Source organism: Rhodococcus sp. MEB041 (assembly GCF_030208955.1).
Classification (GTDB): Bacteria; Actinomycetota; Actinomycetes; order Mycobacteriales; family Mycobacteriaceae; genus Rhodococcoides.
Window position 1 is genome coordinate 686,209 of record NZ_JARVSZ010000001.1, and the last position, 22,228, is coordinate 708,436.

The window sequence follows — 22,228 nt, forward strand, 5'->3', positions numbered from 1 at the left end:
TCGTGGTGTTCCACGTGCGTGTCCTGCGCGCGGGATCCCGCCCGCACGGCTCACGAGTGGAACACCAGGCCCACTCGCGCTCCTCTCGGCGCGGATCGCTCGACCGGAACCCCTACCCCCGCGCAGCCTTCAGGTGCCCCTCGGACACAGCCTTGAGGTGGGTGAGGTCCGAGGCCACGGTCGCGAAGGTGTAGCCCTGCGCCAGGCGCTTCGCCGCGACCTCGCCGGAGGGGGTGTGGATGCCGGCCGCGATCCCTGCCGCGGCGGCTGCTTCCTGCACTCGCACCACAGCAGCGTCGAACACGTCGTCCACGGAGCTGTCCGAGGGGGAGGCGCCACCGACGGCGATGCGCAGGTCCGACGGCCCGACGTACACGCCGTCGAGTCCGGGCACGGCGCAGATGGCCTCGACGTTCTCGAGGCCGTCGGGGGTCTCGATCATCGCGAGCACGACGACACTGTCGTTCGCGTCGGCGGGAAGCGGTCCGACGCGCAGCTGTGAGCGCATCGGACCGTACGAGCGCACGCCGGCAGGGGGATAGCGCACGTAGGAGACGGCGCGGGCGGCGTCCTCGGCGGTGTCGATCAGCGGCACGATGACGCCGCGCGCACCGGCGTCGAGTGCTTTGCCGATGTAGGTCTGGTCGTTGGACTCGACCCGCACGAGTCCGGCCGGGCCCTGAGCCGCGTCGATGGCGGTGAGGCCGCGCAGCATCCCGTCGTAACCGATGAGGCCGTGCTGCAGATCGAGGCAGATGTAGTCCCACCCGACGTGGGCGAGCCACTCGGTGGAGACGGGTGAGTTGATGACGGACCAGTAGCCCAGTGCCCGTTCACGGGAACGGATGCGACGGGCGAAATCGGCGGCAGACATGAAAGGTTTCCTATCGGTTGTAGGCAGGCATCGGACCGCGCAGTGCCGCACCGACCTCGTCGCACGCGGCGACGACGTCGTCGGAGAGCGGACCGCGGCCCAGTGCGTCGATGTTGGCCTGCAGGTGGCTGGTCTTGGAGCCGCCCAACAGAATCGGTCCGGTGAGGGGCTTCGATCGCAACCAGCGCAGGGCGAGCTCGGTGAGCGGCATGCCGGCGTCCGACGCCACCGCGGACAAGCGCGTGATCGCGTCGAAGATCTGGGTGTTCCAGTACCGCTCGCGGTACATCTCGGCCAGCCGCGAATCGCCGAACCGTCCCTCGCCGGGAGCTTCGTCGAACGAGTGCTTGCCGGTGAGGAGGCCCCCGCCCAACGGGTTGTAGACCATCGTGGTGATGCCGCTGACGGCGGCGAACTCGGCGTACTCCTCCTCGACGCGGCGAGCCAGGAGGTTGTAGAGCTGCTGCGCGACGACGGGCCTCGGCGCACCCACCTCGTCGCACACGCGGTTCACCTCGGCGATCTGCCAGGCAGCGAAGTTCGAGACGCCCAGTGCGCCCACCTTGCCCTCGGCCACGAGCTTGGCGACGGTCCCGAGGGTGTCCTCGAGCGACGACGCGCGGTCGGGCTGGTGCAGGTAGAAGAGGTCGACGTGGTCGGTGCCGAGCCGGCGCAGGCTGGCCTCGAGTCCGAGCCGCAGCCCCTCGGGCGACAGGGGCGAGTGGTCGTCGGCGTCACCGAGGAACATGCCGCCCTTGGTGGCGAGGGTGACCTCGTCACGTCGACCAGCGAGCAACTGCGCCAGGATGCGTTCGGACTCGCCGCCCGCGTATCCGTTGGCCGTGTCGATGTGGGTGATGCCGGCGTCGAGTGCGGTGTCGAGCAGAGCGCGGGAACCCTCGAGGTCGACTGTGTCACCGAAGGTCATGGTGCCCAGCACCATCGGGCCGAAAGACAGGGAGCCGAACATCATGCGGGTACTCCAGAGGTAGGTGCCGGTCGACCCGACAGAACGTAGCGCGGCTTGACGCCCTCCATCGTGGAGGGGTCGAGCGCCGCGGCGCGCAGTGCCGCCGTGTACGGGTGCTGCGGGTTGGTCAGAACGTCTGTGGTGGGGCCGCTCTCGACGACGCCGCCCTTGCGCATGACGACGACGTTGTCGCTGATCTCCCGCACCACGCCGAGGTTGTGCGAGATGAAGACGTACGTGATGCCGGTGTCGTGCTGGATGGTGCGCAGCAGGTCGAGCACCTGCGCCTGCACCGACACGTCGAGCGCACTGGTGGCCTCGTCGCACACGAGGATCTCGGGTTCGGACGCCAGGGCACGCGCGATGCCGATGCGCTGACGCTGGCCCCCCGAGAACTCGCCCGGTCGGCGGTGCAGGGACGACGCCGGCAGCTGGACCTGGTCGATCAGCTCGGCGGCACGTCGGGCCCGGTCTGCCTTGGAGCGAACACCTTTGAGGCGCAGCGGCTCACCGACGATGTCGACGGCCGTGAGATGCGGATCCAGCGAACCGTACGGATCCTGGAAGACCATCTGCACGCGCGAGCGGAAGGGCTTGAGGGCCCGCTCCTTCATCCGGGCGATGTCGACCCCGTCGACGAGGATCCGCCCCGACGTCGGTGTCAGCAGCCGGACGATCGACTTGGCGATGGTCGACTTCCCGCAGCCGGACTCGCCGACGATCGCGAGGGTCTCGCCCTTGTCGACGCTGAAGCTGACACCGTCGACGGCGCGGAAGGTGCCGGTGGCGACGGGATACTCGACGACCAGGTCGTCGACGGTCAACAGGCTCATGCCGGGACTCCTTGATCGGCGGGTGCGCCCGACCAGGTGCCCAGCTGGGGGACCGCGTCGAGAAGCTTCTTGGTGTAGGCGTTCTGGGGATTGCGGACCATCGACTGGGCGTCGCCGCTCTCGACGAACCGGCCCGACTTCATGACGTGGATCCGGTCGGACATCAGCCGGGCCACACCCAGGTCGTGGGTGATGAGCAGCATGCCGATGCCGGTGCGCTCCTGCAGTTCGAGCATGAGATCCAGGATGCTGGCCTGCACGGTGACGTCGAGTGCGCTGGTGGGCTCGTCGGCGACGATGAGGTCGGGATCTGCAGCCAGGGCGCATGCGATGAGGACACGCTGCAACATGCCGCCCGACAACTGGTGCGGGTACCTGTTCAGCTGGTCCGCCGGGTTGACGATGTGGACCTGATCGAGCAGTTCGACGGCACGGGTGGTCTGCGCGGACTTGCCGCGAACGCCGCTGTGGTGGATGGCCTCTCGCAGCTGCGACCCCACCGTGTGAACGGGGGAGAGGGCCGTCATCGGGTCCTGGGGAATGAGGGCGATGTCCGCGCCCCGAATCTTCCGCAGCGCCTTGTCGTCGCCGAGGATGTCGGTGCCCTTCCAGCGTGCGCGGCCGGAGAGGACCGCGAGATCGTCGGGCAGCAGCCCGAGGATCCCCATCGCGGTGGTCGACTTGCCGGAGCCGGACTCGCCGATGATGCAGACGGTCTCGCCCGGCGCGATGTCGAAGGAGACCCCGTCGACGGCGCGGACGATGCGGTTGTCGGTGACCAGCTCGATCTGCAGTTCGTCGACGGTGAGCAGTGACTCGGTCATGTCAGGCCTTCTTTCCCGAGATGGCGAAGCGCCCCAGCAGAGCCTTCAGGCCCGAGCCGGCGGGACGGTCGCGCAGACCGTCGCCGAGGAGGTTGACGCCGATGACGAGGAGCACGATGACGAGGCCCGGCAGGGTGACCAGCCACCACGACGTCGTGATGTAGTCCTGTCCGTCGGAGATGATGCGGCCCCACGTGGCGAACGGCCGCTGCGGTCCGGCGCCCAGGTAGCTCAGGGCGGACTCCAGGAGCACCGCCTGGGCGAGGAGGAGCAGCACCACCAGCGAGGTCTGCTTGATGACGTTCGGGATGATGTGGCGGGTGAGGATGGCGACCTTGCCGAGTCCGAGTACCCGCGACGCGGCGACGTAGGGCTTCTCGCGCTCCACGAGCACCAGAGAGCGTGTCAGGCGAGCGATTTCGGGCCACTGGGCGATCGCGATGACGAACGTGATGACCGGGATGGACGGCCCGAAGAGGGCGACGACGAGGAGCAGCATCATGAGCAGCGGCAGGGACAGCTGCGCTTCGAGCAACCGGCTGATGACGGTGTCGACCCAGCCGCCGAAGTAGCCGGCCATGGAGCCGAGGGTCAGGCCGATGAGTCCGGAGACCAGCACGGCGAGGATGCCGACGAGCAGTGACACCTGGCCGCCGTACAGAACGCGGGCGAGAAGGTCGCGTCCGAGCTGGTCGGTTCCGAAGAGGTGGCCGTCGGTGAGCGGTGCGAGACGGCGGGCACCGAGATCGGTGGCGTCCGGATCCTGCAGCGGCAGAACACGAGCGAACGCGACGGGGAGGATCACGACGAGTGCGCAGACGCTGCCCACCCAGATCTTCAGTCGGCTGTCGCGGGCGCGCCGAGTGGAGCCTGCCTTGGCGATGTCCTTCGCGGTGACCGCCGACGGGCGCTCCGCCTGCGGGGGCTCGAGTGTTGTTGTCATCTAGGACGTTCCCTTCCCCAGGCGGACGCGGGGGTCCAGAAGCGGGTAGCAGAGGTCGACGAGGAGCTGGACGAGGACGGCGAGCACCGCGGTGACGAGCACGGTGGCCTGGATGAGGGGGTAGTCGCGGGTCTCGAGTGCGCGGACGACGAGCGATCCGACACCGGGCCAGGCGAACACGACCTCGACCACCACGACACCGTTGAGCATCGACGCGAAGCGTGTGCCGAGGGCAGTGAGAACGGGGATGGACGAATTGCGCAATGCGTAGCGCCAGATGAGTTTCCGCTCCGACACCCCGCGTGCGCGAGCCACCGTCGCGTACTGGGACCCGAAGGCGCCGACCATCTCTCGACGCACCATGCGGGAGATCAATGCGATCTGCAGGATTGCGACGGTGACCATGGGCAGGACGAGCGACGACCACGTGGCGAAGCCGGCGGCCGGGAAGATCGGGATCACCACGGCGAAGATGGTGATGAGCATCAGGCCCGTCCAGAAGTCGGGCATCGACTGTCCTGCGATCGTGACGACGTTGGCGCCCAGTTCGCGGCGGGTGTCCGCACGGCGTGCCATCCAGACACCGAGCGGGATGGCGAGCAGTGTCGTCAGTCCGATCGAGGCAACTGTGAGCGTCAGTGTGTAGGGGAGGCGATCGAGCACCACGTCGAAGGCGGGCGCCTGGAACGAGTACGACGTTCCGAGATCGAGCTGCAGCAGTCCCTGCAGGTACTTCAGGTACTGCGTGATGATCGACTGGTCCAGACCCATGCTCTGGCGGATCCGCTCGATGTCCTCGCTGGAGGCCAGCGGGCCCGCCATCGCGTAGGCGGGATCGCCGGGTGCGAGACGGATCAGCACGAACACCGTGGTGAGCGTCAGGAAGATCGCGAGCGCGCTCTGACCGAGCCGCTTGACGATGTAGCGCGCAGTGCCCGCGGACTTCGACTTCGTCTTCGCGGGTTCGGCGGCCGGCGCGTCGGCGGGCGTGATCATGCCGGCGGTCACCGGGTCACCGTCCGTCGGACTGCGCATGTGTTCGTGGTGTGCATCGAACGACCTTTCGGGAGATGCCTCTGCGCTGGCTGGTCACGAGCGCGGGCTTCGATGTAACTCAGCTCACAATGGCACTTGTGCGCGAATCACGCAAGTAGCAATTCATAGTTGCGTGTTGTGTGCAGACCTGCGTACAGTCCAGGTGTGCTTGCGGTCACAGTGCAGCTCCGCTCCTGACCCGCAGCCCCTCATGACGCTCGAAGTTCGAAGAGAGGTCGACGATGACCAGATCGCCGTTCAACCAGCAGTTCTCCCGCCGCAATCTCCTGCGCGGCGGGATGCTGCTCGGTGGTGGCGTGGTGTTGGGCGCGGGTGCCAGTGCGTGCGCCACGCCTACCGGCACACCGGGCCAGACCACGGTGAGCCTGGCGCTCAACCGGTCGCTGGTGAGCCTGGACAACAAGCTCAACCAGTTCGACGCCGCCCTCACCGTGCAGCGCGGTGTGCGTCAGGCCCTCACCGAGATCGACGCGAACCTGAAGCCGCAGCTCGTCCTCGCCGACCGCTTCGATCTGGTCGAGCCCACCCGCTGGTTCGTGCACCTGCGTCAGGGCGCCGTGTACTCAGACGGCTCGCCCGTTCAGGTGCAGGACGTCGCGACGGCCATCCGGATGTACAGCGAGGTCGACGGTTCGTTCGTCGGCGGCTTCTTTCCCGAATGGCCGACGGTCGAGCAGATGGACGACACCAGCTTCTCGTTGCTGACCACCAAGCCCGTTCCGGTGCTCGACTACTTGATGTCCAACATCCTCATCACGCCGGCGTCCGACAACAAGCCCGAGGAACTGCAGACCGGTCTCGGCTCCGGCCCGTACGTCGTGACGTCGGCCGATCGCGGTACCGGCAACTACACGCTCGAACGCAACACGAAGTACTGGGGCACTGCGCCGAACATCGAGACGGTGCGCGTGCGCTTCGTCCCCGAGGAGTCCTCGCGCGTCGTCACGCTGCGCAGCGGCGAGGTGGACGTCATCGACTCCATCACGCCCGACGCGGCGGACCAGCTTGAGGGCCTGTCGAACGTCGTGGTCGATCGTGTCGACGGCGTGCGGCTCAATCAGCTCTTCTACAACTTCCGCAAGCCCGCCGACCATCCGCTCGCCGATGCTCGGGTGCGCCGAGCGCTGACGTACGCCATCAACGGGCCGGCGCTGATCGACCAGGTGATGCAGGGATCGGCGACAGCGTCCAAGGGCGTCATCCCCGCGATCCTCGACGGCGCCATCGAGACCGGCGAGTACACGTACGACCCGGCGCGGGCGCGTGGCGAGCTCGACGCTCTCGGCATCTCCGATCTGGAACTCAAGATCATCTGGGAGTCGGGCGAGTTCGCTGCCGACACCGACATCATGGAGTCGGTCGTCCAGATGTTCTCGGCGATCGGCGTCCGCACCACGTTGCAGCAGTTCGAGCCGGGCGGCGACATCATGCAGTGGCGTCAGGGCAAGGCGGGCGACTGGGACATCCTGGGTAACGGATTCCCGAGTCCGACCGGACTGGCGATCACCATCATGCAGGGCATGTACGCCGGCACCCCGGAGAAGGAACAGACCCGAGACACGTACCACGGGTACATGTTCCCCGACATCGCCGCGGCCATCGCGCGTGCGTCCGAGGAGGTCGACGAGACCCGACGCACTCAGCTTCTCGCAGACGCGCAGCGCCAGATCTGGGACACCGTGCCCTGCCTGTGGTCCTTCGTTCCCAAGTCGGTGATGGCGCGTCGCGAACGCATCCAGGATGTGACCCTGCGTCCCACCAACTCCTACAACCTGTCCGCCGCGACACTCGTCAGTTGATCGAGGAGATCCCCGTGACCACCACCCTGGATGCCGACGGCATCGTCCGCCCCACCGCCGAGCCCGGGCGCCGTGATGCGCTGTTGACCCCGCCCGAGGTGCAGAACCACGCGGCCAATCTGGCTGTACTGCCGGACGGTTCGCTTGCGTGCGTCTGGTTCGCCGGCACACAGGAAGGCGTTCCGGACATCAGCGTGTGGTTCTCCCGACGGGACGGCGACGAGTGGTCGCAGCCGATTCGTCTGTCGGACGACGGGACGCGGTCGGAGCAGAATCCCGTGCTGAACGTGCGTGAGTCCGGCGAGATCTGGCTGCTGTGGACCTCGCAACACGCCGGCAACCAGGACACCGCACGGGTGCTGCGGCGGATCTCGCCCGACGGCGGGCGCACCTGGGGTGACACCGACGTCCTCATCCCGGAGACCGAGGCCGGTGGCGTGTTCGTGCGCCAGCCCATGGTCACGCTGCCCTCCGGCCGGATCCTGTTGCCTGTGTTCCACTGCGTCCGCATCGAAGGCCGCAAGTGGGTGGGCGACCGCGACTACTCCGGCGTCATGGTGTCCGACGACGACGGTGCCACGTGGCGCGAGGTGGTCGTTCCCGACAGCATCGGCTGCGTCCACATGAACATCGGCCGCCTGTCCGACGGCCAGCTCGTCGCGCTCTACCGCAGCCGGTGGGCGGACCACGTCTACCGTTCCGTCTCCGACGACGACGGTGACACGTGGAGCGCTCCCGTCCCCACCGAGCTGCCCAACAACAATTCGTCGGTGCAGTTCGTCGTGCTGGCCGACGATCGACTCGCCCTGGTGTACAACGAGTCCAGTCGTGAGGACGCCACGGCGCGCCGACTGTCGCTGTACGACGAGATCGACGATCACGGCATCGCGGACAAGCAGGAAACGGTCGAGGAAGACTCGCCTCTGGACGACGGCGACCCGCGGCACGCCTTCTGGGGCGCACCCCGAGCGCCGATGGCCCTGGCGATCTCATCCGATCGCGGTGTCACCTGGCCGGTGCGCCGAAACCTGGAGGAGGGCGACGGGTACTGCCTGTCGAACAACTCCCGCGACGGATTGAACCGCGAGTTCTCGTACCCGTCCATCGTGGCCGACGGCGCGACGCTGCACGTGGCCTTCACGCGCTTTCGTCAGGCCATCGAGTACTGCGAGGTGCAGCCGGAGTTGCTGTCGTGAAGCACGCCGTCGTCACGGGCGTCAGCTCCGGAATCGGTGCGGCCACGGCAACCTCGCTTCTCGACGACGGGTGGCGTGTCACCGGGCTGAGTCGTCGGAAACCGGAGATCGAGCACGAGAACCTGACGTGGGTCGAGTCCGACCTGGGTGATCTGGACTCGGTGGCGGAGATCGCGTCGGGTCTGTCCGCGGTCGACGCCGTCGTTCACGCTGCGGGACTGCAGCGTTCGGCTCCGCTCGGGTCGCTGAACGTCGACGACCTCCGCGACATGTGGCAGGTCCATGTCGCCGCGGCCGAGGTCCTGGTGAACGGCGTGGTCGACGCTCTGGAACCCGGTGCCCGAGTCGTTCTCGTCGGAAGTCGCACCATGACCGGCAATGCCGGCAAGAGCCAGTACGTCGCCACGAAGTCCGCGCTGACGGGCATGGCACGGTCGTGGGCCATGGAACTGGTGTCCCGCGGCATCACCGTCAACGTCGTTGCGCCCGGGCCCACGGACACCGCCATGCTGGGGGATCCGTCGCGCGCGCACACTCCGCCCAAGCTCCCGCCTCTCGGAGCCTTCATCGACCCGTCGGAGGTCGCGGGGCTCATCCGCTTCCTGCTCGGCCCTCTCGGCCGCAACATCACCGGCCAGGCGATCGTGCAGTGCGCGGGAGCGTCGTTGTGAAATATCTGCGCGAAACACGCAACTGGGCTACAGTTGTATGCGTGGTTCGCGCAACAAGGGGAAGGGCGGTACGAGGATGACCTCACTCGTCGTACTGGCCGACGACCTCTCGGGCGCCGCGGAGGTCGCCGGGGTGTTCCTCGACCGTACGCCCGACGTGTCACTGACTCTAGATGCCGTGATCGGTTCCGCCACAGTGTCTGTCGTGGACCTCGATACCCGAGCGTTGGCTGCCGAGCAGGCGGAATCGTTGGTGTCCTCCGCACTGCGTTCCGTACCCGCAGGCGCACGCGTGCTCGCGAAGATCGACTCGCTTCTGCGCGGGAACGTCGCCGCCACGGTGCGCGCGTTGTCGGCCCGCGGGCCGGTGGTCGTCGCGGGCGGTCTGCCACTGCTGGACCGCGTCGTCCGTGGCGGCGTGCTCCACGTCGACGGTCGTCCGCTCGCCGATACCGATCTCTGGCATGCCGAATCCGAGGCGCCGCCGGAGTCGTTGCCGCTCATGCTCGATGCTCCGCTCGTCACCATCGACGCGCTCTCGGTCGCGACCGGGGTCGTCGTGTGCGACATCGAGTCCGACGCTGATCTCGACGCGGTGGTGGCGGCAGTGGCCGACCGCCCCGAGGTGACCCTGGTGGGTACCTCGGCCCTCGCTGCCGCCGTCGCCCGCGGTCTCGACGGGTCGGCCGAGCCTCGGACCGTTGCTTGCACAGGCGATCCCGTCCTCGTCGTCGTGGGCACCGCCTCCTCGGTCGCCGTCGAGCAGGTTCGTCGTCTCGCCGAGGACGGGGTGCGGCTGCTCACCGTGGACGCGGACGACGTCCTCTCCGGCCGGTCCGATGTCCGTGCACTCTCGTCCGCCCTGACAGACGGCTCCGTCGCGCTCACCGTGACCGGGTCCGTGGACGTCGCGCGTACCCGTGACCTGTCCGTCGCCCTGGCCGAGTACGTCCGAGCGGGGGCCGACGGACTGTCGGTCGACCTCGCCCTCACCGGCGGTGAGACGGCACGGGCCGTCATCACCGCGCTCGGTATCGACACCCTGCGCCCGCTAGGACACGTGCACTACGGCGCTGTCGTGTCCGTCGACCCGCGGGGCCGACGCGTCGTCACGCGGCCGGGCAGTTTCGGAGACCGAGAGAGCCTGTCCGCCATCCACTCCTACCTCACCGGCGGCTCGCCGGACACCACGCTCCGACCGAAGGACACAGCCATGACATCGACCGATCTCCAGACCCTCGACCTGCCCGTCGTGGCCCTGACGATGGGCGACGGCGCGGGCATCGGCCCCGAGGTCATCGTCCCCGCCGTGCTCGACGCGAAGGTGGCGGGGTGGTGCAAGCCCGTCGTCATCGGTGACGCCGCGCGTCTGCGACTCGCGGCCGACGTGCTGGGTGTGCAGTGCGACATCGTCTCGATCGAGCGCATCGCCGATGCCGAGTTCACCAGCGGGCGCATCAACGTCATCGACCTCGGGTTGCTGCCCGCGGATCTGGCCTGGGGCGAGCTGTCCGCAGTGGCGGGACATGCTGCCTACGAATACATCCGTGTCGCAGCCGAACTGGCCGTCGCCGGTGACGTCCAGGCGATCTGCACCGCGCCGCTCAACAAGGAGGCGCTGCACGCCGCCGGACACATCTTCCCCGGTCACACCGAGCTGCTCGCGCACCTCACCGGTACCGAGGAGGTGTCGATGATGCTCTCGACGCCCAAGCTCAAGGTCATCCACGTGACCACCCACATCGGACTGCTCGACGCCGTCGCGAAGATCGAGCCGGGTCTCGTCGAGCGGACCGTCCGCCGCGGGTACGAGGCGCTGGTGCGATCGGGCAACAGCAACCCGAAGATCGGCCTGTGCGGTATCAACCCGCATGCCGGCGAGAACGGCCTGTTCGGGTACGGCGAGGAGGATCAGAAGATCGTCCCGGCCGTCGAGAAGCTGCAGGCCGACGGAATCGACGCCGTCGGTCCGCTGCCCGCGGACACCGCCTTCTTCCTCGCGGGTCGCGGTGACTACGACCTCATCGTCGCGATGTACCACGACCAGGGCCACGGACCGGTCAAGGTTCTCGGCATCGAGGCCGGCGTGAACATCACCGTGGGACTCCCCGTCATCCGTACCTCCGTGGATCACGGCACCGCGTTCGACATCGCGGGCAAGGGCATCGCCGAGGCCGGCAGCATGGTGGAAGCCCTGCGACAGGCCGCCGAACTGGCGACCAGCACCGCCGACGTCGGCTAGGTTTCGGGTATGGCGCTCAGGGAGTCACAGGCGCGTCGCGCGGAGATCGTCCGCCTGGCCAAGACCAGTGGTCTGGCGAGTGTGGAGGACCTGTCCGTGCAGTTCGGCGTGACGGCCTCGACCATTCGTCGGGATCTGTCGCAGCTGACCGCCGAGGGACTTCTCGCGCGCACGTACGGCGGCGCGATCGCGCTCGACCCACACCCCGAGTCGTCGCTGCGCCAGCGTGCCGTCGAGGGCTTCGACGCCAAGCGTTCGATCGCGAAGTGGGCTGCGGGAGAGGTGCGCCCGGGGGAGACGGTGCTTCTCGACGCCGGCACCACCGTCGGTGCCATGGGGGAGTACCTCCGTGACTCGACGGGCCTCACGGTCATCGCCGCGGGTCTCACCGCGCTCGAGGCGCTGGCGGATGCCGACGACGTGCGCGTCGAGTGCCTGGGCGGTACGTTGCGTCACCTGTCGCAGGGCTTCGTAGGACCGCTCGCGGAGGCGTCGTTGGCTCGCGTGTCCTTCGACCGCGCCTTCCTCGGTGCGGACGCGGTCACCGCCGACCGCGGCATCTGCGAGGCCGAGCTGGAGCAGACGCGGCTCAAGGAGTTGATGATCGAACGCGCCGGCACGGTCTACGTGCTCGCGCACGCGGCGAAGCTGGGTCAGCGTCCGTTCCACGCCTGGGCGCCCCTCCCCGAGGGCGTCACCCTGGTCACGGATGCCGGCGCGACCGAGGAGCAGGTGCAACCCTTCCGCGATGCCGGGTTCATCGTCGTCGTGGTGTGACCGGTGGAGTTTCTGCTCCTCTCGGCGCCCTGTCGCGCGGGATCCCGCCGATAGGTGGCGTGAGCGGAGCGAAAGCACCAGCGGATTACAGCTCGTCCAACCCCACGTGACCGTCCTGCAGTGCTCGGGCGACCAGCGAGGCCTTGGACCCGGCCGAGCGGCCTACCGCCTCGTACTTCTCGCGAATGCGCGCGATGTGGGTGTTGACCGTGGCGGGGGAGATGAAGAGCGACCGTGCGACGGTGCCCTTCGAGTCGCTGATGATCCACGCCCGCAGGACCTCCACCTCCCGCACGCTGAGGGCCGGTCTCACGATGTCGTCGTCGGTCATCATTGCCTGCATCTGTATCGGTCCCCCTGCTCGACGCAGCAGCGCTGCGCTGCTGTTCTGGGAGGACCGTACGTTTTGTTCCGGGCAGCTCGGTAGCCACGACTTCGGGGGACCCCGACGTCGGGGGCATGCTTCGCAGAGCTCACCATCTGCGGACTGTGACCGGTCCATGCAATCAGACGACGGGCATCTCCACTGTCCGTCGCGCAGACGACAGTCAGTACCCGATGCCGCGCAGGAAGGTCAGCACGGCCTCGTTCACCTCACGTGGACGGTCCATGTTCGCGGCGTGGCCGCTGTCGATCAGCGCGACCTGACCCTGCGCGGTGTCGCGCGCGGTGACCACTGCGTGATCCGAGGGCCAGAACTGACTGTTCCGTCCCGCGATCATGAGGATCGGTACGTCCGCGGCCCGGATGTCCGCGCGCCAGTCCTGGCGGGCGTGATCGTCGAGAAGTGCTCTCATGGGCGGTGTCTCGGACGACACCATTCTGGGCATCGACCGCAGGCGCAGAATCAGTTTCGCGACGGGGAGGAGTGAGGCGAATGTCGAGGGTCCGTGTCCCGTGGCGGGAATGCCCTTCGCGAAGAACCCGTCGACGGTGTCGTCGGTCAGACCGTAGAAGCCGTGCGGCCACGACGCGTCGTTGATCATCTTCGGCGTCTGATCGACGGAGACGACACCGCGGACCCTCGACGTCCCGGTCGTACGGATGTAGGACCAGACGGTGCTCGCGCCCATGGAGCCACCCATCAGCACGGCAGTCTCGACGCCCACCGCGGTGAGGAAGTTGTCGAGGTCCCGGCCGTGCCGCGCCATGGTGGCGCCGTGATCGGGTGCCTCGGAGTCGCCGTGGCCGCGCCGGTCGAGCGCGAGCACGCGATACCCGGCCCGCACGAACGCATCCTGTTGGAACACCCACGTGGTCGCCGAAGCGCCGAACCCGGCGACCAGGACGACGACGGGACCGCTGCCCTCGTCGAGGTAGCTCAGGGTCACGTCGTCGTCCGTCACGAAAGTGGGCATGATCGTCAGCTTACGATCGCGAACAACACCCCTGCCACGGCGAAGCTGACCACCGACAGCACGGTCTCCAACACGGTCCACGTCTGCAGCGTCTGCTTGACGGTGAGGTTGAAGAACTTGGCGATGATCCAGAACCCGCCGTCGTTGACGTGGCTCAGGATGATGGAGCCGGCAGCGATGGCCATGGCGATGAGCGCGACCGACATCTGCGAGTAGTCCTGCGCCGCGACGAGCGGTCCGACGATGCCACCGGTCGTGACGATGGCGACCGTGGCCGACCCCTGCGCGATGCGCAAAGCGCAACTGATGATGTAGGCGAGCACGATGATCGGCAGTCCCGCCGCGGACATGGTGTCCGCGAGTGCGGTGCCGATGCCGGTGGCCGAGATGACCTTGCCGAAGAACGCGCCGGCCCCGACGACGAGGAGCAGCATGCCGACCGGGCGGAGCGATTCGCCGGTGAGAGTGGACAACTCCTGCACCGTCGAACCGCGGCGGATGCCCAGGACGTAGAACGCGATGAGCACCGCGATGAGCAGAGCGACCGCGGGGGTGCCGAAGAACGTGAGGACCTGGAGCAGGTTGCCCTCGTCGAGCAGAATGGTGCCGAACGTGGCGCCGAGGATGAGCACCAGGGGCACCGCGATGATGGCGCCGATGGTCGCGACGGACGGGGGAGTGGTGACCACGGGACGCTTCGTCTCGACGGCGGTGCCACCCGACGTGTGCGGGCCGTCGTCGTCGGCATCGTTGACGAAGTCCTCGGGCACCTCGACGATGATGCGCTTGCCGATGTAGCTGCCCCACACGAGGCCGGCCGCGATGAAGCCGGGGATTCCGCAGATGAAGCCCATGAGGATGAGCCAGCCCAGGTTGACCTCGAGCAGGCCGCCCAGTGCGACGGGGCCGGGGTGCGGCGGGAGGAACGCGTGCGTCATCGACAGGCCCGCGAGCATGGGAAGTGCATACAGCACCAGTGACTTCCCGCCCTGTCGCGCCGCGACGTAGACGAGCGGAGCGAGAACGAAGATGCCGATGTCGAAGAAGACGGGGATGCCGAAGATGAGGCCGAGCAGACCCATCGCGATGGGTGCGCCGCGATCACCGAAGACGCCGAGAAGCTTGGCGGTGAGTGCCTGCGCACCACCGGACCTCTCGAGGATGGCACCGAGAACGGTGCCCAGTCCGATGATGACGGCGATGTGGCCGAGGATGCCGCCGAAGCCCGTCTCGAGAATCGAGTCGCCGCTCTTGATGGCGGTACCCACGATCTGCGACACCGGGAGTCCTGCTGCGACAGCGAGTCCCAGGCCGACGATGAGGAGGGCGATGAACGGTTCGAGCTTGACCTTGATGATGACGACGAGCAGGACCGCGATCGCGATACCGCACAGAACGAGGAGTCCGGGAGTGGACGTCCTCAACCAGTCGACGACGGAACCCATGAGGTTGCCTTTCGAAGTATGTGGAGAGTCAGCGGGAGAGTGAGTGGACGAACGAGGTGGCGCGAGCGGTGATGTCGTCCCAGAGCCCGGCCGCGACCGCGGCCGGTGGAACGACGTCGGTGCCCGCGGTGACGGCGACGGCGCCGCGGGCGAGGTAGTCGGCGGCATTGTCGGCATTGACGCCGCCGGACGGAACGAGGGGGACGTCGGGAAACGGTCCGCGGAGATCGCCGAAGTAGCTGGGGCCGAACAGCTTCGCGGGGAACACCTTCACCGCGGCGGCACCCAGATCGAGCGCTGCCATGATCTCGGTGGGCGTGAGCGCGCCCATCATGACGGGCACGCCCCGTTCGTGCGCCACCGCGGCGACGTCGGGACGCAGGCCGGGAGTGACGAGGAAGCGTGCACCCGCGTCGATCGCGGCGCGTGCCTGATCGCCCGTCATCACGGTGCCCGCACCCATCACGGCACCGGACGACGACGCGGCGCGCAGGCAGTCCAGCACGTTCGGTGTGGTGAAGGTCAGTTCGACTGCGCGCAGTCCGCCGGCGACGAGGGCGTCGGCCAATGCGGCGGGGTCGGGAATGGACGGGGCGCGGACCACCACCAGCGCGCGGTCCTCGAGAATCGTCGCAAGTGCGTCATCGAAACGGGTCGTCATGAGGTTCTTCCGTGAGAGGTGCGGCGGAGGGAACGGCCGGCGAGTGTCCCGGTGGGGACGCCGTCGCGCACGGCGAAGGAGCCGTTGACGAGAACGTGCGCGATGCCGACGGCCTGCTGCTTGGGGTGGTCGAAAGTGGCGGTGTCCCGGACGGTGGCCGGATCGAAGACCACGAGATCCGCAGCGTGGCCCTCGCGGACGAGACCACGATCGGTGAGACCGAGTCGTGCACTGGGCCGACCCGTGAGGTGATGGACGCAGTCCTCCAAGGACATCAGGCCCTCGTCCCGCACGTAGTGGCCGAGGTAGCGGGGGAACGTCCCCCAGGCCCGCGGATGCGGACGCTCGCCCACCAGGATGGCGTCGCTGCCGCCCATGTGGTGGGGATGCACCATGATGGCGCGCACGTTCTCCTCGTGCCCGACGTGCTGCAGGATGGTGGTGCTCAACGCATCTCGCTGGAGCACGTCGAAGAACACGTCGACGGGAGCGCGGTCCTCCTCGGTCGCGATGTCGAGGACGGTCTTCCCGACGTAGCGGTCGAGATCCGCGTTCGCGACGCCGCTGAGCTGGATCGTCTCCCATTCCACCGTGACGCCGTGGCAGCCGTCCGAGCCGTAGCGATTCACGTCGTCGGTGATGCGGCGCCGCACGTCGGGATCGTCGAGACGGCCCAGTGCTGCATCGGGTCCGCCGGACATCGCCCAGCTGGGCAGCAGCGCGGACAGGGTGGTGGCGCCGGGCAGGTACGGATAGGTGTCGAGCGTGATGTCGCACCCGTCGGCGATCGCGGCGTCGACCATGTCGAGGAACTCGCCGGCGCGGCCCTTGTTCTCGCCGAAGTTCATGGTGGCGTGGGTCAGGTGCAGGGCGCAGCCGGTCTCACGCGAGAGGTCGATCATCTCCCGGTACGCGCCGAGAGCGTTCTTGCCGTAGGAGCGAGTGTGCGGAGCGTAGAAGCCGCCGAACTCGGCGACGACCTCGCACAGCGCGCGCAGTTCGCCCGTTTCGGCGTACATCCCGGGCGTGTAGGTCAGTCCGCTGGACATGCCGACGGCGCCCTCGGACATGCCTTGTCCCACCAGCTCTCGCATGTGCTCGATCTCGGCGGCGGTGGCAGGACGCTGATCCGCTCCGACGGCCAGATAGCGCAACGTTCCCTGCGGCACCAGGTACGCGGCGTTCGGGGTGATGCCCCGGTCGAGCCGGTCCAGATACTCGGCGACCGAGCGCCACGTGATGTCGAGATCGGTGGGATTGCCGTTCCACCCGGAGATCTGACGGCGGATCACCGCGAGCGTCTCGTCGGAGACGGGTGCGTAGGAGAGGCCGTCCTGACCGAGCACCTCGGTGGTGACGCCCTGGGTGATCTTCGGAACGTGTCCAGGTGCGGTCAGCAGGCCGAGGTCGGAGTGGGCGTGCATGTCGATGAAACCCGGTGCGACGACGTGGCCCCGTGGCACGTCGACGACGGTCTGCGCGTCGGCGACAGTGCCCGGTGCCGCGACCCGCGTGATGCGTCCGTCGTCGACGAGAACGTCGGCGCGGACTCGGTCGGATCCGGTGCCGTCGACGACGTCACCGCCGCGAAAGAGGATGTCCGCCATGATCAGAAGAAGGTGTGGATCAGGTCGACGATGCGCGGGTTCGCCGCGTCGGCGTCGTCGACGACCGGAAGCAGGCGCCATTTGTCGAACGCCGTGCAGGGATGCGACAGGCCGAGCCGTGCGACCGTCCCGACGGGAACGTCGTCGCGGGCCGTGCCCGGCGTCCGGAGGAAGGCGTGCTGATCGTTGAGCGCCGAGATGTGGTGCCCCGCCTCCGCGTCCCGGTCGCCGATGCGCTGCGGTGTCGGCAGCCCCTCGTCGAACGGGAAGTCACGCTTGCCCGCATCGAGCAGTGCGAGTTCGGGTTCCGGACGCGACACCACCCGCGCCCAGCCGTGCATCGCGGAGGACAGGTGCTGCTCGCCGACGCGGGAGGCGATGAGCGGGGAGATGTCGGCGTAGAAGCCGTCGTCGTGCACCACGTAGGCGCCCGAGCGCAGCACGACGGCCGTGTCCTCGTCGACGACCGACGAGAGCCGCTCGACCACCAGGTCCTGGTACGCGCTCCCACCCGCGGTGACGATCGCCCGTCCCTCGTACAGGCCGTCGGCGGCGAGACCGGCGTGCAGGGCGGCGACCTCGTCGAGGTAGGCGCGCACGGCGTCCAGTCCTGCGGGTGTGCGGTCGTGGGCCAGCGCGCCTTCGTATCCGCCCACGCCGGCGAGGGTCACCGACGGCGACGAGGAGATCGCGGCCGCGACGCGTCGTGCCTCGTCCACGCTGCGTGCCCCGGTGCGGCCGTGCGGCCCACCGAGTTCGACGATCACCGGGATCGGTCGTGTCACGGCGCCCAGGATCTCCGTCATGCGCGCCACGGTGTCGACACTGTCTGCCCAGCAGACGAACTCGACGTCGTCGTGGGCGTCGAGGTCCGCCGAGATCCAGCGGAGCGTCACGGGGTCGATCAGTGCATTGGCGAGAAGGATGCGCTGCACTCCGAACGCGCGCGCCAGCTGCACCTGCCACCCGGTGGCGAGGGTGATTCCCCAGCTGCCCGCCTCGAGCTGCTCGGCCCAGAGCTGCGGCGCCATCGTGGTCTTGCCGTGCGGTGCCAGACGCATGCCGGCCGCATCGGCCCACCGCGCCATCACATCGATGTTCGACGTGAGGTGTCGGCGGTCCAGCGTGACGACCGGGGTCGCGAACTCGGCGAGAGTGGGCGCCGTCGCCAGATAGTCGCGCACGGTGAGGCCCCACGCGGCGGGTGGGACGGACTTGTACTCGGGGCCGAGAGTGCGGTCGTGCAGCGCCTCGACGGCGGCCTTGTCGATCATCGAATCCTCCTGCGCCGGATGCGGCGCTGTAGCGTTGCGTATGTTGCAACGCTGATTGCAAACTGTGTTCGGTGTCGTTAGTCTGCAACGAACAGGGACAACTCGCAAGACATCGAAGGGAATTGATGTGAGATCACCCGGCGCGGCGACTCCACGGGTGGTGTGTGTCGGCGAGGGGCTCGTGGTCATGGTCGCTCAGCCCGGCCCGCTCGAACACTCGGACACGTTCGAGCGGTCGGCCGGAGGAGCCGAGGCCAACGTCGCGCGAGTCCTCGCCCAGTTGGACGTCGAGGCGTCCTGGCTCTCGCGCGTCGGTGACGACGGCTTCGGCCGCTACCTGACGGAAACGCTGCGCGCGAGTGGGGTGGACACGTCGGCGGTGATCGTCGACCAGACCCGCACCACCGGGATGTACGTCAAGGAGCGTGGTTCGGGCAGCGGTCACGCGTCCGACCTACCCGCCGGGGAGAGCCGAATGACCTACTTCCGCAGCGGTTCCGCCGCCAGTGCGCTGTGTGTCGACGATGTCGTCGGTGCGACGCAGATGCTCGCAGCGGCCGACCTCGTGCACGTCAGCGGCATCACGCTCGCCCTGTCGGACACCGCGCGCGACGCTGCGGCCGCGCTGGCGTCGTCGCCCGGTCTGCTGAGTTTCGACCTCAACCACCGTCCCCGACTGTGGACCGCCGAGAGCGCCGATGTGGTTCTTGCAGAGCAGGTCCGACACAGTGACATCGTGCTGATGGGCGCCGACGAAGCACACGCGGTGTTCGGCACCGGAGACCCCGACGCGCTGCGTGGCCTGTTCCCCGAGCCGCGCCGCCTGGTGATCAAGAACGACGCCCACGTGGTCGTGGGATTCGACGGCGCCGAGCGTGTCGACGTCCCGGCCCTGCGGTTGTCGGTGGTCGAGAAGATCGGTGCGGGAGACGCGTTCGCCGGTGGCTACCTGGCCGGTGTCCTCCGCGGCGACGACCAGCAGCGTGCGATCAGGCTGGGGCACCTGTGCGCCGCCGGCGCCCTCACCGCGCACGGCGACGCCGCCCATCTGCTTCCGCTGCACCGTCTCGATGCACTGGTGACATCCTCGGACGAGGAGTGGTCGAGCATCGACTACGACGCCGAGAGGGGAATCGCCGTATGAGTCAGAGTGTGTCCCGCGCGCTCAGCCTGCTCCGGGTGCTGGCCGACGGTCCGCGATCGTTGGACGAGTTGGCCGCCCACCTCGACGTGCACAAGACCACTGTTCTGCGACTGCTGCGCGCGATGGAGGCGGAGCGGTTCGTCCAGCACGACCACGAACACCGGTATCGCCTGGGATCGACACTGTTCGAACTGTCCAATCGCTCGTTGGAGCAGCGCGACATCCGGACGTTGGCGCGGCCGTACCTCGCGACACTGAACGCAGAGACCAAGCAGACGATCCATCTCGCCACCTACGAGTCCGGGGAAGCCGTCTACATCGACAAGTTCGACGCCACCCAGAGCGTGCGGATGTACTCGCGTGTCGGACGCCCGGCACCGTTGCACTGCACCGCCGTCGGCAAGATCCTGATCTCGGGACTGCCTGCGGACGAGCAGGTCCGCGTCGCCCATCGCATCGAGTACACCCGCTTCACCGACCGCACCATCGACACGCCCGAGCGCTACCTCGAGGAACTGGCCCTCGTGACCCGTCAGGGATACGCCGAGGACCACGAGGAACACGAGTCGTTCGTCAACTGCATCGGCGTGCCGGTGCGCGACGGGACCGGCTCGATCGTGGCCGCGGTGTCGATGTCCGTGCCCGACATGCTGCTCGACCACGCCCGCGTCCTCGGCACCCTGCCGCAGGTGCGCGCGGTGGCCGAGACCATCTCCGCCGAACTCGGCTGGAGTCCGACCCCGACGAAGGAACCCGCATGACCGACAAGATCGCCGTCCTCACGACCGATGCGCCTGCACCCGCCCACACCTTCTCGCAGGGCGTGCGCAAGGGCCCGTTCGTTCAGGTGTCCGGGCAGGGACCCGTCGACCCGGCGACCAACGAGTACCTGTACCCCGGCGACGTCGCGGCGCAGACCACGCGAACGCTGACCAACGTCAAGGCCATCGTCGAGGCGAGCGGTGCAACGTTCGACGACGTCGTGATGCTGCGGGTGTACCTGACGAAGCGTGAGGACTTCGCCGTCATGAACGAGGCGTACGGCGCCTTCGTCCTCGAACACACGAAGGGTGACGTCCTGCCCTCTCGCACAACGGTGTTCACCGGACTGCCGCGCGAGGAGATGCTCGTCGAGATCGACGCGATCGCGGTGGTCTGACACGTCGACCCACCGTCAGGGCACCATGAACCCATGAGACGACGGTGGGTACGGCTGCAGGGCACGTTCTGGTTCGTTCCTGCGGTCCTGGGCGTCGTCGCCGTCGTCCTGGCTCAACTCCTGGTCGCTCTGGACCGGTGGCTCCTCGATCGGGGCATCGGGATCGGCGGGTCGCTGCTCTATCACGTGGGCGCGAGTGGCAGCCGGGACATCCTCGGCGCCATCGGCGGGTCGATGCTCGGCGTGGCGGCGACGTCCTTCTCCATCACCATCTCCGTTCTCGCGACGGCCAGTTCGACCTACGGCCCACGACTGGTGCGCAACTTCATGGCGGACCGCGGGAACCAGGTGGTGCTCGGCATCTTCGGGGCGACCTTCCTCTACGCACTGATGGTGCTGCGCTCGATCCGGTCGCTCGACGCGGACGGCGACGTCTTCGTACCCGACATCGCGGTGAACGTCGCCGTGCTCCTCGCGGTGCTCGACGTGGGCGTCCTGGTGTACTTCATCCACCACATCGCCCAGTCGATCCAGGTGGCGACGCTGTCCTCGCGCGTGCGGGACGAACTCTCCGCAGCCGTCGACGAGCTCTACCCGACGGAGCCGCCGGCCGACGCGGCGTCGGATTCCGAGGTGACGCTGCCCGACCACGTCGACACGGTGCGTGCTCCGCGCTCCGGAGTCGTCGTCGACGTGGATGAGGACGCGGCGTTGTCCTCGGCCGTCGACGCCGATGCCGTCGTGGTGCTGCTCTGCAGACCGGGCGAGCACGTGATCGAGGGAGACGCCATCGCGGAGTCACGACGGTGGAGCGGATCCGCCTCCGCGTCACACCTGCGCGAGATCGAGTCCGCGGTCGAGATCGGCGACGAACGGACTCCGCAGCACGACATCGAGTTCGCCGTCGAGCAGCTGGCCGAGATGGCGGTGCGGGCTCTGTCCTCGGGTACGAACGATCCGTACACCGCTCGCAACGCCTTGGACGATCTGTCGGTCGGGATGGCCACTCTCGTCGGTCGTCCGCCGCCGTGCGGTGCCCGGACCGACGATGCCCGGACGGTACGGATCGTTCTGCGTCGGGTGCCCGTGGTCGACCTGATCGACCACGCACTCGGCGCGGTACGGATCTACGCGATGGCGAGCCCCATGGTGGTCGCTGCCGGTATCCGGATGGCGGAGCGGCTCGGTGCGGCAGCGACCGACACCGCGTCGATCGACCGCGTCCGGTACCACCTCGACCTCCTCGACGAGGCGTGCCGACGGGAGATGACGGATCCGGCTGGGCGGGATTCCTGCCTCGACCAGATCGACCGCGCGCGTGGGCGTCTCCGTACGGTCGCCGTGTCCGGCTCACCGTCAGGCACAGTGGAGTCGTAGATCCGCTGCCGAAAGGAC

The 22,228-nt window shown here is 68.1% G+C and carries 21 protein-coding genes; 9 read left to right on the forward strand and 12 right to left on the reverse strand.

Features of this window, described 5'->3' with window-relative positions:
* Positions 1-112: 112 nt before the first annotated feature.
* From QRN16_RS03220 to QRN16_RS03245, 6 genes are read right to left on the reverse strand one after another with little or no spacing between them, the layout of a single operon-like run.
* Positions 113-874 carry an HpcH/HpaI aldolase family protein gene (locus QRN16_RS03220; RefSeq protein ID WP_285184601.1) on the reverse strand — a complete coding sequence of 254 codons (762 nt, stop codon included), beginning with the start codon at positions 872-874 and terminating at the stop codon, positions 113-115.
* A 10-nt stretch (positions 875-884) separates the two neighbouring features.
* A complete protein-coding gene (locus tag QRN16_RS03225) occupies positions 885-1,847 on the reverse strand; it encodes an aldo/keto reductase (RefSeq protein WP_285184602.1) in 963 nt (320 codons plus the stop codon).
* Positions 1,844-2,677 (reverse strand): ATP-binding cassette domain-containing protein, encoded by an 834-nt coding sequence (locus tag QRN16_RS03230; protein WP_285184603.1) that lies wholly within the window; start codon positions 2,675-2,677, stop codon positions 1,844-1,846. Before QRN16_RS03230 ends, QRN16_RS03225 begins: the two co-directional genes overlap by 4 nt.
* Positions 2,674-3,501: an ABC transporter ATP-binding protein gene (locus QRN16_RS03235; protein ID WP_285184604.1), complete on the reverse strand. Its 828-nt coding sequence runs from the start codon at positions 3,499-3,501 to the stop codon at positions 2,674-2,676. The genes QRN16_RS03230 and QRN16_RS03235 overlap by 4 nt, the downstream gene beginning before the upstream one ends.
* Position 3,502: 1 nt before the next feature.
* On the reverse strand, positions 3,503-4,444 hold the full coding sequence (locus tag QRN16_RS03240) for an ABC transporter permease (RefSeq protein ID WP_042575606.1): 942 nt from the start codon (positions 4,442-4,444) through the stop codon (positions 3,503-3,505).
* Entirely contained in the window at positions 4,445-5,479 is a 1,035-nt protein-coding gene (locus QRN16_RS03245) for an ABC transporter permease (protein ID WP_235579565.1), read from the reverse strand.
* Positions 5,480-5,721: 242 nt separating this feature from the next.
* On the opposite strand from QRN16_RS03245, the gene QRN16_RS03250 reads away from it, so the two are divergent.
* The 5 genes from QRN16_RS03250 (at position 5,722) to QRN16_RS03270 (ending at position 12,185) form a co-directional block, all read left to right on the forward strand.
* Entirely contained in the window at positions 5,722-7,299 is a 1,578-nt protein-coding gene (locus QRN16_RS03250; RefSeq protein ID WP_285184607.1) for an ABC transporter substrate-binding protein, read from the forward strand.
* Between the two features lie 14 nt (positions 7,300-7,313).
* Positions 7,314-8,495, forward strand: a complete 1,182-nt coding sequence (locus tag QRN16_RS03255) for a sialidase family protein (RefSeq protein WP_285184608.1) — start codon at positions 7,314-7,316, stop codon at positions 8,493-8,495.
* The gene (locus tag QRN16_RS03260; RefSeq protein WP_285184609.1) at positions 8,492-9,166 is read left to right on the forward strand and encodes an SDR family NAD(P)-dependent oxidoreductase; all 675 of its coding nucleotides are present in this window, start codon (positions 8,492-8,494) and stop codon (positions 9,164-9,166) included. Before QRN16_RS03255 ends, QRN16_RS03260 begins: the two co-directional genes overlap by 4 nt.
* Positions 9,167-9,242: 76 nt before the next feature.
* Positions 9,243-11,408: a 4-hydroxythreonine-4-phosphate dehydrogenase PdxA gene (gene pdxA, locus QRN16_RS03265; RefSeq protein ID WP_285184610.1), complete on the forward strand. Its 2,166-nt coding sequence runs from the start codon at positions 9,243-9,245 to the stop codon at positions 11,406-11,408.
* Between the two features lie 9 nt (positions 11,409-11,417).
* Positions 11,418-12,185: a DeoR/GlpR family DNA-binding transcription regulator gene (locus tag QRN16_RS03270; RefSeq protein ID WP_285184611.1), complete on the forward strand. Its 768-nt coding sequence runs from the start codon at positions 11,418-11,420 to the stop codon at positions 12,183-12,185.
* 85 nt (positions 12,186-12,270) lie between these two features.
* On the opposite strand, the gene QRN16_RS03275 is transcribed toward QRN16_RS03270, so the two are convergent.
* The 6 genes from QRN16_RS03275 to QRN16_RS03300 form a co-directional block, all read right to left on the reverse strand.
* On the reverse strand, positions 12,271-12,519 hold the full coding sequence (locus QRN16_RS03275; RefSeq protein WP_027504894.1) for a LuxR C-terminal-related transcriptional regulator: 249 nt from the start codon (positions 12,517-12,519) through the stop codon (positions 12,271-12,273).
* 214 nt (positions 12,520-12,733) lie between these two features.
* Positions 12,734-13,543, reverse strand: a complete 810-nt coding sequence (locus QRN16_RS03280) for an alpha/beta fold hydrolase (RefSeq protein ID WP_285184612.1) — start codon at positions 13,541-13,543, stop codon at positions 12,734-12,736.
* A gap of 5 nt (positions 13,544-13,548) precedes the next feature.
* Positions 13,549-14,988, reverse strand: coding sequence for a GntP family permease (locus QRN16_RS03285; RefSeq protein WP_027504896.1), 1,440 nt, complete (start codon positions 14,986-14,988; stop codon positions 13,549-13,551).
* A 28-nt stretch (positions 14,989-15,016) separates the two neighbouring features.
* Positions 15,017-15,649, reverse strand: a complete 633-nt coding sequence (locus QRN16_RS03290) for a bifunctional 4-hydroxy-2-oxoglutarate aldolase/2-dehydro-3-deoxy-phosphogluconate aldolase (RefSeq protein ID WP_285184613.1) — start codon at positions 15,647-15,649, stop codon at positions 15,017-15,019.
* Entirely contained in the window at positions 15,646-17,256 is a 1,611-nt protein-coding gene (locus QRN16_RS03295; protein WP_285184614.1) for an N-acyl-D-amino-acid deacylase family protein, read from the reverse strand. Before QRN16_RS03295 ends, QRN16_RS03290 begins: the two co-directional genes overlap by 4 nt.
* Before the next feature lie 2 nt (positions 17,257-17,258).
* Positions 17,259-18,530 (reverse strand): type III PLP-dependent enzyme domain-containing protein, encoded by a 1,272-nt coding sequence (locus QRN16_RS03300; RefSeq protein WP_285184615.1) that lies wholly within the window; start codon positions 18,528-18,530, stop codon positions 17,259-17,261.
* A 127-nt stretch (positions 18,531-18,657) separates the two neighbouring features.
* On the opposite strand from QRN16_RS03300, the gene QRN16_RS03305 reads away from it, so the two are divergent.
* Genes QRN16_RS03305 through QRN16_RS03320 form a run of 4 tightly spaced genes read left to right on the forward strand, consistent with a single transcriptional unit; the run spans position 18,658 to position 22,210 of the window.
* Positions 18,658-19,674, forward strand: coding sequence for a sugar kinase (locus QRN16_RS03305; protein WP_285184616.1), 1,017 nt, complete (start codon positions 18,658-18,660; stop codon positions 19,672-19,674).
* Positions 19,671-20,435: an IclR family transcriptional regulator gene (locus tag QRN16_RS03310; protein ID WP_222632793.1), complete on the forward strand. Its 765-nt coding sequence runs from the start codon at positions 19,671-19,673 to the stop codon at positions 20,433-20,435. Before QRN16_RS03305 ends, QRN16_RS03310 begins: the two co-directional genes overlap by 4 nt.
* Positions 20,432-20,833, forward strand: coding sequence for a RidA family protein (locus tag QRN16_RS03315; RefSeq protein WP_027504901.1), 402 nt, complete (start codon positions 20,432-20,434; stop codon positions 20,831-20,833). Before QRN16_RS03310 ends, QRN16_RS03315 begins: the two co-directional genes overlap by 4 nt.
* 33 nt (positions 20,834-20,866) lie before the next feature.
* Positions 20,867-22,210: a DUF2254 domain-containing protein gene (locus tag QRN16_RS03320; protein WP_285184617.1), complete on the forward strand. Its 1,344-nt coding sequence runs from the start codon at positions 20,867-20,869 to the stop codon at positions 22,208-22,210.
* Positions 22,211-22,228 lie beyond the last annotated feature (18 nt).